The 12762-nt window shown below is 61.1% G+C and carries 2 protein-coding genes (1 of these 2 cut by a window edge); one reads left to right on the forward strand and one right to left on the reverse strand.

Going from position 1 to position 12762, the window contains the following annotated elements; genetic code table 11:
- A protein-coding gene (locus V6093_RS17070) for an immunoglobulin-like domain-containing protein (RefSeq protein ID WP_406669565.1) crosses the window boundary here: on the reverse strand, window positions 1-9604 show its 5' end (the start). Its footprint begins 20132 nt before the window's first position; only the first 9604 of its 29736 coding nucleotides appear in the window; it begins with the start codon at window positions 9602-9604; the stop codon falls past the left edge of the window.
- A gap of 997 nt (window positions 9605-10601) precedes the next feature.
- Here V6093_RS17070 and V6093_RS17075 point away from each other — a divergent pair.
- A complete protein-coding gene (locus tag V6093_RS17075; RefSeq protein ID WP_003256004.1) occupies window positions 10602-12758 on the forward strand; it encodes a type I secretion system permease/ATPase in 2157 nt (718 codons plus the stop codon).
- The last annotated feature ends 4 nt before the right edge of the window (window positions 12759-12762 follow it).

Raw genomic sequence — 12762 nt, forward strand, 5'->3', positions numbered from 1 at the left:
CATAGACGTTGTCTGGTGCGGTTGCAGTCGCCGAGCCCGTGGTGCTGTTCGCTGCCACAACGACAGTGGTGCCGTCGGTCAGCTTGAAGTACAGCTCCGAGTGGTTGTTGATCGGCAGACCATCTTTGTTGGTCAGCGTGATGGTGTAGGTGATCTCGCCGCCTTCGGTGACCGACGGGGTGGCGGTCAGCTTGGCCACCACTTCGTCGAGGGTGTCGGTCACTTGGACCGAAGCCGCACCGCCCAGCTCGAGGTTCTCGAAGGTCGCACCAGTGGCGTCCACCGCCGAGTTGATGCCCAGGCTGATTTCGCCAGCATCTTGGTAGACGTCATCGCCTTGCGCGTCGTGAGTGTACGGCGCGCTGGTTTCGCCGGCCTTGATGGTGACCTGGGCATTGTTGCTCAGGGTCACGACCAGGTCGTGAGCCAGGGCGGTGTTGATGTGTACGGTGAAGGTCGGCTTGACGTTCTCGGCCACCGAGGTCTGGTCAGCCGTGATGGTGACTTTGACCAAGTCGCCTTCGTTGCCTGGGGTACCTGGCTCGTCGGTGACCTGGGTGCTGACCGGGGTCTTGTCCAGGTTCAGGTTTTCGAACTTCCACGCATCTACGCCGCTGACCGCGTCGATGGCATTGACCACCGGCGCGTTAGTGCCGACATAGACATTGTCCGGGGCGGTTGCAGTGGCCGAACCGGTGGTGCTGTTCGCTGCCACAACGACAGTGGTGCCGTCGGTCAGCTTGAAGTACAGCTCCGAGTGGTTGTTGATCGGCAGACCATCTTTGTTGGTCAGCGTGATGGTGTAGGTGATCTCGCCGCCTTCGGTGACCGACGGGGTGGCGGTCAGCTTGGCCACCACTTCGTCGAGGGTGTCGGTCACTTGGACCGAAGCCGCACCGCCCAGCTCGAGGTTCTCGAAGGTCGCACCAGTGGCGTCCACCGCCGAGTTGATGCCCAGGCTGATTTCGCCAGCATCCTGGTAGACGTCATCGCCTTGCGCGTCGTGAGTGTACGGCGCGCTGGTTTCGCCGGCCTTGATGGTGACCTGGGCATTGTTGCTCAGGGTCACGACCAGGTCGTGGGCCAGCGGCTGGTTGACGTGCACGGTGAAGGTCGGTTTGACGTTCTCGGCTACCGAGGTCTGGTCAGCCGTGATGGTGACCTTGACGATGTCGCCTTCGCTGCCTGGGGTACCTGGCTCGTCGGTGACCTGGGTGCTGACCGGGGTCTTGTCGAGTGTCAGTTGCTCAAACTTGCCGACATCCGCACCTTCAACGGTTGCGATCGATTTCACGACAGGGTCGTTGGTACCGACGTAGACGTTGTCCGGGGCAGTGACGGTAGCAGTACCTACGGTACCGTTGGCCGGCACGGTGATGACGGTTTTGCCGTCGCTCAGCGTGAAGGTCAATGCACTGTGGTTATTGATCGGCAGACCATCTTTGTTGGTCAGCGTGATGGTGTAGGTGATCTCGCCGCCTTCGGTGACCGACGGGGTGGCAGTCAGCTTGGCCACCACTTCGTCGGTGGTATCGGTCACTTGAACCGAAGCCGCACCGCCCAACTCGAGGTTCTCGAAGGTCGCACCAGTGGCGTCCACTGCCGAGGTGATACCCAGGCTGATCTGGCCGGCGTCGTTGTAGACGTCATCGCCCTGAGCAGCGTGGGTGTACGGCGCGCTGGTTTCGCCGGCCTTGATGGTGACCTGGGCATTGTTGCTCAGGGTCACGACCAAGTCGTGGGCCAGCGGCTGGTTGACGTGCACGGTGAAGGTCGGTTTGACGTTCTCGGCTACCGAGGTCTGGTCAGCAGTAATAGTGACCTTGACCAGGTCGCCTTCGCTGCCTGGGGTACCTGGCTCGTCGGTGACCTGGGTGCTGACCGGGGTCTTGTCGAGTGTCAGTTGCTCAAACTTGCCGACATCCGCACCTTCAACGGTTGCGATCGATTTCACGACAGGGTCGTTGGTACCGACGTAGACGTTGTCCGGGGCAGTGACGATAGCAGTACCTACGGTACCGTTGGCCGGCACGGTGATGACGGTTTTGCCGTCGCTCAGCGTGAAGGTCAATGCACTGTGGTTGTTGATCGGCAGACCATCTTTGTTGGTCAGCGTGATGGTGTAGGTGATCTCGCCGCCTTCGGTGACCGACGGGGTGGCGGTCAGCTTGGCCACCACTTCGTCGAGGGTGTCGGTCACTTGGACCGAAGCAGCACCGCCCAGCTCGAGGTTCTCGAAGGTCGCACCAGTGGCGTCCACCGCCGAGTTGATGCCCAGGCTGATTTCGCCAGCATCTTGGTAGACGTCATCGCCTTGCGCGTCGTGAGTGTACGGCGCGCTGGTTTCGCCGGCCTTGATGGTGACCTGGGCATTGTTGCTCAGGGTCACGACCAGGTCGTGGGCCAGCGGCTGGTTGACGTGCACGGTGAAGGTCGGTTTGACGTTCTCAGCCACCGAGGTCTGGTCGGCCGTGATGGTGACCTTGACCAGGTCGCCTTCGTTGCCTGGGGTACCTGGCTCGTCGGTGACCTGGGTGCTGACCGGGGTCTTGTCCAGGTTCAGGTTTTCGAACTTCCACGCATCTGCGCCGCTGACCGCGTCGATGGCATTGACCACCGGCGCGTTAGTGCCGACATAGACGTTGTCTGGTGCGGTTGCAGTCGCCGAGCCCGTGGTGCTGTTCGCTGCCACAACGACAGTGGTGCCGTCGGTCAGCTTGAAGTACAGCTCCGAGTGGTTGTTGATCGGCAGACCGTCTTTGTTGGTCAGCGTGATGGTGTAGGTGATCTCGCCGCCTTCGGTGACCGACGGGGTGGCGGTCAGCTTGGCCACCACTTCGTCGAGGGTGTCGGTCACTTGGACCGAAGCCGCACCGCCCAGCTCGAGGTTCTCGAAGGTCGCACCAGTGGCGTCCACCGCCGAGTTGATGCCCAGGCTGATTTCGCCAGCATCCTGGTAGACGTCATCGCCTTGCGCGTCGTGGGTGTACGGCGCGCTGGTTTCACCGGCCTTGATGGTGACCTGGGCATTGTTGCTCAGGGTCACGACCAGGTCGTGGGCCAGGGCGGTGTTGATGTGTACGGTGAAGGTCGGTTTGACGTTCTCGGCCACCGAAGTCTGGTCGGCCGTGATGGTGACTTTGACCAGGTCGCCTTCGTTGCCTGGGGTACCTGGCTCGTCGGTGACCTGGGTGCTGACCGGGGTCTTGTCCAGGTTCAGGTTTTCGAACTTCCACGCATCTGCGCCGCTGACCGCGTCGATGGCATTGACCACCGGCTCGTTAGTGCCGACATAGACGTTGTCCGGGGCGGTTGCAGTGGCCGAACCGGTGGTGCTGTTCGCTGCCACGACGACAGTGCTGCCGTCGGTCAGCTTGAAGTACAGCTCCGAGTGGTTGTTGATCGGCAGGCCGTCTTTGTTGGTCAGCGTAATCGTGTAAGTGATCTCACCGCCTTCGGTCACCGAAGGGGTCGCAGTCAGCTTGGCCACCACTTCGTCGAGGGTGTCGGTCACTTGAACCGAAGCAGCACCGCCCAACTCGAGGTTCTCGAACGCAGCGCCGGTGGCGTCCACCGCCGAGTTGATGCCCAGGCTGATCTGGCCAGCGTCCTGATAGACGTCATCGCCCTGTGCGTCGTGGGTGTACGGTGCGCTGGTCTCGCCAGCCTTGATGGTGACCTGGGCGTTGTTGCTCAGGGTCACGACCAGGTCGTGAGCCAGCGGCTGGTTGACGTGCACGGTGAAGGTCGGTTTGACGTTCTCGGCTACCGAGGTCTGGTCGGCCGTGATGGTGACCTTGACGATGTCGCCTTCGCTGCCTGGGGTACCTGGCTCGTCGGTGACCTGGGTGCTGACCGGGGTCTTGTCCAGGTTCAGGTTTTCGAACTTCCACGCATCTGCACCGCTGACCGCGTCGATGGCATTGACCACCGGCTGGTTAGTGCCCACATAGACGTTGTCCGGGGCGGTTGCAGTGGCCGAACCGGTGGTGCTGTTCGCTGCCACGACGACAGTGGTGCCGTCGGTCAGCTTGAAGTACAGCTCCGAGTGGTTGTTGATCGGCAGGCCGTCTTTGTTGGTCAGCGTAATCGTGTAAGTGATCTCACCGCCTTCGGTCACCGAAGGGGTCGCAGTCAGCTTGGCCACCACTTCGTCGAGGGTGTCGGTCACTTGAACCGAAGCAGCACCGCCCAACTCGAGGTTCTCGAACGCAGCGCCGGTGGCGTCCACCGCCGAGTTGATGCCCAGGCTGATCTGGCCAGCGTCCTGATAGACGTCATCGCCCTGTGCGTCGTGGGTGTACGGTGCGCTGGTTTCGCCAGCCTTGATGGTGACCTGGGCGTTGTTGCTCAGGGTCACGACCAGGTCGTGAGCCAGCGGCTGGTTGACGTGCACGGTGAAGGTCGGTTTGACGTTCTCGGCTACCGAGGTCTGGTCAGCCGTGATGGTGACCTTGACGATGTCGCCTTCGCTGCCTGGGGTACCTGGCTCGTCGGTGACCTCGGTGCTGACTGGGGTCTTGTCCAGGTTCAGGTTTTCGAACTTCCACGCATCTGCGCCGCTGACGGCCTCGATGGCATTGACCACCGGCTCGTTAGTGCCGACATAGACGTTGTCCGGGGCGGTTGCAGTGGCCGAACCGGTGGTGCTGTTGGCTGCCACGACGACGGTGGTGCCGTCGGTCAGCTTGAAGTACAGCTCCGAGTGGTTGTTGATCGGCAGACCGTCTTTGTTGGTCAGCGTGATGGTGTAGGTGATCTCGCCGCCTTCGGTGACCGACGGGGTCGCGGTCAGCTTGGCCACCACTTCGTCGAGGGTGTCGGTCACTTGGACCGAAGCCGCACCGCCCAGCTCGAGGTTCTCGAAGGTCGCACCAGTGGCGTCCACTGCCGAGGTGATACCCAGGCTGATTTCGCCAGCATCTTGGTAGACGTCATCGCCTTGCGCGTCGTGAGTGTACGGCGCGCTGGTTTCGCCGGCCTTGATGGTGACCTGGGTGTTGTTGCTCAGGGTCACGACCAGGTCGTGAGCCAGCGGCTGGTTGACGTGTACGGTGAACGTCGGTTTGACGTTCTCGGCCACCGAAGTCTGGTCGGCCGTGATGGTGACCTTGACGATGTCGCCTTCGCTGCCTGGGGTGCCTGGCTCGTCGGTGACCTCTGTGCTGACCGGGGTCTTGTCCAGGTTCAGGTTTTCGAACTTCCACGCATCTGCGCCGCTGACCGCGTCGATGGCATTGACCACCGGCGCGTTAGTGCCGACATAGACATTGTCCGGGGCGGTTGCAGTGGCCGAACCGGTGGTGCTGTTCGCTGCCACAACGACAGTGGTGCCGTCGGTCAGCTTGAAGTACAGCTCCGAGTGGTTGTTGATCGGCAGACCGTCTTTGTTGGTCAGCGTGATGGTGTAGGTGATCTCGCCGCCTTCGGTGACCGACGGGGTGGCGGTCAGCTTGGCCACCACTTCACTGATAGTGTCCGAGATCTCAACGGTAGCCGGGCCACCCAAGGCCAGCTTCTCGAAGGTGGCACCCGGAACTGTAGCGTCGGTGACACTGAGCGTGATGGAGCCTGCATCAAGATAGACGTCATCGCCCTGAACCGAGGTCTTGTACTCGACTTCGGTCTTACCGGCTTCGATCGTCACGGTGTCGCCGTTCGACAGGGTTACGGTCAACGGACGGTCCAGCGCCTGGCTAACTTTCACAGTAAAGGAAGGTTGCTGGTCTTCGGTCACATTTCCATTGCTGACAATGCTTACGGTGACGGTATCGATGCTGTCATTGATGACCGTCGAGGCGGGGGTCGGGTTCGGGGTCAGCTGCTCGAAGTTGCCGCCCGTGGCGTTCTCGATGGTGACGCTGACGGTCGAACCGTTGTTGTAGACGTCATTGGCCGGGGTCTGGAAATCAACGCTGCCCTGGGTTTTGCCGGCTTCAACGGTGATGACCTGGCCGTTGGACAGGGTCACGGTTACCGGCGTCTGGGCAGGGTTGCTCAGGGTCACGGTGTAGGTGATCACGCCGCCTTCGGTGACCGACGGGCTCGCCGTCAGGGTCGCGGTGGTGGTGTCGACCGAGTCGTTGATCGTAGTCTGAGCCGGCGTCGGGTTCGGGGTCAGCTGTTCGAAGTTGCCGCCCGTGGCGTTCTCGATGGTGACGCTGACGGTCGAACCGTTGTTGTAGACGTCATTCGCCGGGGTCTGGAAATCAATGCTGCCCTGGGTTTTACCGGCTTCTACGGTAATGGTCTGACCGTTGGACAGGGTCACGGTCACCGGCGTCTGGGCAGGGTTGCTCAGGGTCACGGTGTAAGTGATCACGCCGCCTTCGGTCACGCTTGGCGAGGCGGTCAGGGTTGCAGTGGTGGTGTCGACCGAGTCGTTGATCGTGGTCTGAGCTGGCGTCGGGTTCGGGGTCAGTTGCTCGAAATTACCGCCCGTGGCGTTCTCGATGGTGACGCTGACGGTCGAACCGTTGTTGTAGACGTCATTCGCCGGGGTCTGGAAATCAATGCTGCCCTGGGTTTTACCGGCTTCTACGGTAATGGTCTGACCGTTGGACAGGGTCACGGTCACCGGCGTCTGGGCAGGGTTGCTCAGGGTCACGGTGTAAGTGATCACGCCGCCTTCGGTCACGCTTGGCGAGGCGGTCAGGGTTGCAGTGGTGGTGTCGACCGAGTCGTTGATCGTGGTCTGAGCTGGCGTCGGGTTCGGGGTCAGTTGCTCGAAATTACCGCCCGTGGCGTTCTCGATGGTGACGCTGACGGTCGAACCGTTGTTGTAGACGTCATTCGCCGGGGTCTGGAAATCAATGCTGCCCTGGGTTTTACCGGCTTCAACGGTAATGGTCTGACCGTTGGACAGGGTCACGGTCACCGGCGTCTGGGCAGGGTTGCTCAGGGTCACGGTGTAAGTGATCACGCCGCCTTCGGTCACGCTTGGCGAGGCGGTCAGGGTTGCAGTGGTGGTGTCGACCGAGTCGTTGATCGTGGTCTGAGCTGGCGTCGGGTTCGGGGTCAGTTGCTCGAAGTTGCCACCCGTGGCGTTCTCGATGGTGACGCTGACGGTCGAGCCGTTGTTGTAGACGTCATTGGCCGGGGTCTGGAAATCAACGCTGCCCTGGGTTTTGCCGGCCTCAACGGTGATGGTTTGGCCGTTGGACAGGGTCACGGTCACCGGCGTCTGGGCAGGGTTGCTCAGGGTCACGGTGTAGGTGATCACGCCGCCTTCGGTGACCGACGGGCTCGCCGTCAGGGTCGCGGTGGTGGTGTCGACCGAGTCGTTGATCGTGGTCTGAGCCGGCGTCGGGTTCGGGGTCAGTTGCTCGAAATTACCGCCCGTGGCGTTCTCGATGGTGACGCTGACGGTCGAACCGTTGTTGTAGACGTCATTCGCCGGGGTCTGGAAATCAATGCTGCCCTGGGTTTTACCGGCTTCAACGGTAATGGTCTGACCGTTGGACAGGGTCACGGTTACCGGCGTCTGAGCAGGGTTGCTCAGGGTCACGGTGTAGGTGATCACGCCGCCTTCGGTGACCGACGGGCTCGCCGTCAGGGTCGCGGTGGTGGTGTCGACCGAGTCGTTGATCGTGGTCTGAGCCGGGGTCGGGTTCGGGGTCAGCTGTTCGAAGTTGCCGCCCGTGGCGTTCTCGATGGTGACGCTGACGGTCGAGCCGTTGTTATAGACGTCATTGGCCGGGGTCTGGAAATCAACGCTGCCCTGGGTTTTGCCGGCTTCAACGGTGATGACCTGGCCGTTGGACAGGGTCACGGTTACCGGCGTCTGGGCAGGGTTGCTCAGGGTCACGGTGTAGGTGATCACGCCGCCTTCGGTGACCGACGGGCTCGCCGTCAGGGTCGCGGTGGTGGTGTCGACTGAGTCGTTGATCGTGGTCTGAGCCGGCGTCGGGTTCGGGGTCAGTTGCTCGAAGTTGCCGCCCGTGGCGTTCTCGATGGTGACGCTGACGGTCGAACCGTTGTTGTAGACGTCATTCGCCGGGGTCTGGAAATCAATGCTGCCCTGGGTTTTACCGGCTTCAACGGTAATGGTCTGACCGTTGGACAGGGTCACGGTCACCGGCGTCTGAGCAGGGTTGCTCAGGGTCACGGTGTAGGTGATCACGCCGCCTTCGGTCACGCTTGGCGAGGCGGTCAGGGTTGCAGTGGTGGTATCGACCGAGTCGTTGATCGTGGTCTGAGCCGGCGTCGGGTTCGGGGTCAGTTGCTCGAAGTTGCCGCCCGTGGCGTTCTCGATGGTGACGCTGACGGTCGAACCGTTGTTGTAGACGTCATTCGCCGGGGTCTGGAAATCGACGCTGCCCTGGGTTTTGCCGGCTTCAACGGTAATGGTTTGGCCGTTGGACAGGGTCACGGTCACCGGCGTCTGGGCAGGATTGCTCAGGGTCACGGTGTAGGTGATCACGCCGCCTTCGGTCACGCTTGGCGAGGCGGTCAGGGTTGCAGTGGTGGTATCGACCGAGTCGTTGATCGTGGTCTGAGCCGGCGTCGGGTTCGGGGTCAGCTGTTCGAAGTTGCCGCCCGTGGCGTTCTCGATGGTGACGCTGACGGTCGAACCGTTGTTGTAGACGTCATTCGCCGGGGTCTGGAAATCGACGCTGCCCTGGGTTTTGCCGGCTTCAACGGTAATGGTTTGGCCGTTAGACAGGGTCACGGTTACCGGCGTCTGGGCAGGGTTGCTCAGGGTCACGGTGTAGGTGATCACGCCGCCTTCGGTGACCGACGGGCTCGCCGTCAGGGTTGCAGTGGTGGTGTCGATTGTATCGGTCACTTGGGTGACCGCTGGCGTTTGCGGCAATGTCACCGTCAGCCCGCCACCCCCGGAACTGCCGGTCACGGTCGCCGAAATCTGGCCCCCGTCGATGTAGGGCGTGTCGTTTGCCGGAACTACGACGTTGACACTACCACTGGTCTGCCCAGCCGGAATAACGATCACGGCACCGTTGGACAGCGTAATTACCAGGTTGGTGGTCGGCGCCTGACCAACGGTGGCGGTATAAACGATTACGCCACCCGCTTCACTGATAGAAGGGGTTGCGCCAAGCGTCAGCTCAGTAGCAACGTTGGTATCCGTAGGTGTGGTCACCAGGTTGTTGCCGTTAGTGTCCAGCAGGCCCACTTCTTCGTTATCGAGTACGCCCGCAAAGCCCAGCCCGTCAGTCGGGAAACCAACCGTCGGGTCAACACGGCCAGCCGTTTCTTCGAGCATCACGAAGCTGTGGCCACCGCCCAGCGCACCACCACCCGCTGATGACGGGCCAGCGGCGGTAGCTTCAAGCTCAGTAGTCGGGTCAACACCAGCAGCAATAGCCTGCTGCAGCTCTTCCACCGAAGGCGCGGCCTGGGCTGCCGCCTGGCTCAGGTCGGTGCTGCTGTCAGGCGCATCGGCGCTCCATTGGCTGTCACGGCCCAGATCGAGCGTACGGCCATCAGCCAGCTCCAGAGTAACTGCGCCACCAGGACCGGTGAGCACTTCCTCACCGGTCAACAGGCGGTCACCTTCGATAAGTACACGCCGGATGCCCTCTGGGGATACCGCAATAACCTGGCCGACAATGCTTTTGACGATGGCTACAACGCTGCTCATTGGACTCTCCGTGTGACCCGATGGGTACTTCCCTGCCAGAGCGGCGCTTGCTAGCCACTTCAGGCGGAACTATGTCGATGATCTCTTGACGATTTTTGACGTCAATATTCCGTCTATAACTTTTTGGAATTGCCTAACTGCCAAACTATTGACCTTATACATGCCATCCTAAACAATCGGCAATGTAATGTCACATTGATATTTGTACCTTAGCCAAGCGTTTCCTTAGGACAAATGTCTTACATCATCTAAAGGGTGTTAAGCCGTCAGCTCCAGCACTTTTTCATACACCTCAACACCCGTAAATCATGCGGCGAGACTGTCCTCCTTCGGCAATGTCAGCATTACTGGCGTCAATATCCAGATCACTGTCAAATGCCCGGTCACTGATTGCCGAATAAGCACAAACCTTGCCGGAATGCGGCCAGGCAGAGGTCGATAACCAGCATGACCCGGGAGCGCTTGCTCGCTCGAGGCACACCAGGCTTTCAACGCTGCGCAAGCCACAAGCAGCGATTTGTCGCAAATCAAAGACATGGCGTACGAGTGCGCAAATACTGGCCTCCCTATCATGGGAAATCGCTTGCGAATATTGAATGCAAGAAAGCAAAGGATCTGCTTTCTATAGATGAATTTTGACTAACAAGCCACGGATATGCGCCAACAAACCAGCGCCTGTTTACTGACAATGACTAAGCTGGAACCCACAGCCCTTGCTTCCCTTGGCTGAGTGGCAGGCTATGCTGCAACAAGCCTGATGATGGCTGGATCAAAAATGAAACAATCATTGCCCCGCTAAGTCTGGTGAAAATGAAGCACGTAGAATTGTTTACTCAACACCGATTCAAGGCGAACATTGGCCAGCTGCTCAAGCACCGGGGCGTGATAACCCTAATCAGCACAGCTTTGCCGTACCAATAGAGAGCCAGGGTGAGCCGACCCGACCTTAACGACGGCACACCCACCCCACCCACCACAAGGATGAAGAGAGCGCCGCGTGGAATCCGAAGTCAGTCGAGTCCAACTCAGCCACGATCCACGCAGTCAGCATGACGATCCCCTGCTGGATAGTCTGCTGAGCCTGTGTGTCCTGCACCAGAAGCCCGCCAGCCGGGTCATGCTGACAACAGGCCTACCGCTACCCGCCCAGCGCCTGAGCCCTGAACTGCTGCCCCGCGCTGCAGCCCGGGCAGGCCTGCAGGGGCGCCTGCTTCAGCGAAAGCTGGAGCAGATCCCAAGTATCGCCATGCCGGCCATGCTGCTGCTCAAGGAGGGCCGCAGCGCCGTCCTGCTCGGCTGGGAGAACGATGACACCGCGCGCCTGCTACTCAGCGAGAGCGACGGTGGCGAGGTGCACGTCAGCCGCGAAGCACTGCTAAGCGACTACAGCGGCCGCGTGTTCTTCGCGCAGCCGCAGCACAAGTTCGATGTCAACCACGGCAACCTCATCCCACGCGCGAAGTCGTGGTTCCGCGACACCCTGCTGCGCAGCAAGTGGTTGTATATCGACGCTATCGCCGCCAGCCTGGTGATCAACCTGATCGCCTTGGCCGCGCCGCTGTTCGTGATGAACGTGTATGACCGGGTGGTGCCAAACCAGGCCACCTCGACGCTCTGGGTACTGGCCATCGGTATCGCCGGCGCGTACATCTTCGACCTGATCCTCAAAGGCCTTCGCGGCCTGTGCCTGGACCTGGCAGGCAAGAAGACCGACCTGATCATCTCGGCAACGCTGTTTGAACGTATCGTCGGCATGTCGATGAAGTACCGGCCGGCGCGGGTCGGCAGCTTTGCCCAGAACATTCACGAGTTCCAGGGCCTGCGCGACTTCCTCGCCTCGCTGACCCTGACCAGCCTGATCGACCTGCCCTTTACCATCCTGATTTTGATCGTCATCGCCATCATTGGCGGGCACCTGGTGTGGATACCGATCATCGCTTTCCCGCTGGCTCTGGGCATCGGCTACGCCCTGCAGCGGCCACTGATGGCGACCATGGAGCGGACCATGGCTTTGGCATCAGAGCGCCAGTCCAGCCTGATCGAAACCCTGGCGGGTCTGGATGCGGTAAAGGTCAACAACGCCGAAAGCGAACGCCAGTATATGTGGGAGCAAACCCTCGGCACCCTGAGCCGGCTGGAACTGCGCGTGAAAGTGCTGTCGAGCCTGGCGATGAACATCACCCTGCTGATCCAGCAACTGGCAGGCGTGGCAATGATCTGCGTCGGCGTGTACCTGATCATCGACGGCAACCTGAGCATGGGCGGCCTGGTGGCTTGCTACATGCTCAGCGGCCGCGCCCTCGGCCCGTTGGGCCAACTCAACGGCCTGCTCGCCCGCTACCAGCAAGCCAAGGTGACCATGGTCTCCACCGACCACATGATGGATCTACCCCAAGAGCGCAACTTCGAAGAGCGCCCGCTGAGCCGCAAGGTGCTGCAGGGCAGCGTCGAGTTCCGCGGTGTCGACTTCACTTATCCGAACCAGCAGAACCTGGCCCTGAAGAATATCAACCTGACCATCCGCCCTGGCGAGAAGGTCGGCATCATCGGTCGCAGCGGCTCGGGCAAGAGCTCGCTGGCCAAGCTCATTGTCGGCCTGTACGAGGCCGATGGTGGCTCGCTGCTGGTCGATGGCGTCGACATTCGCCAGATCGATGTCAGCGAACTGCGCCACAACATCGGCTACGTCCCACAGGACATCCAGCTGCTGGCCGGCACCTTGCGTGACAACCTGGTCAGCGGCGCCCGCTACATCGAGGACGAATTGATCCTGCAGGCCGCTGAACTGGCGGGCGTACATGAATTCGCCCGGCTGCACCCCGACGGCTACGAGCTGCAAGTGGGTGAACGCGGGCAGAACCTGTCCGGCGGCCAGCGGCAGAACGTCGCCTTGGGCCGTGCGCTGCTTCTCAACCCGCAGATCCTGCTGCTGGACGAGCCGACCAGCGCCATGGACAACACCGGTGAAGAACGCCTCAAGCAGCGCCTGCAGGCGGTGGTGGAGGGCAAGACGGTACTGCTGGTCACGCACCGTGCCTCGTTGCTGTCACTGGTAGACCGGCTGATCGTGATCGATCGCGGGCAGATTGTCGCCGACGGCCCGAAAGCCGCGGTCATGGATGCACTGAAGAAGGGGCAGATCAGTGTTGCATAAGCTG

It is taken from the genome of Pseudomonas putida group bacterium ESBL64 (assembly GCF_045277175.1).
Lineage (GTDB): Bacteria > Pseudomonadota > Gammaproteobacteria > Pseudomonadales > Pseudomonadaceae > Aquipseudomonas > Aquipseudomonas alloputida.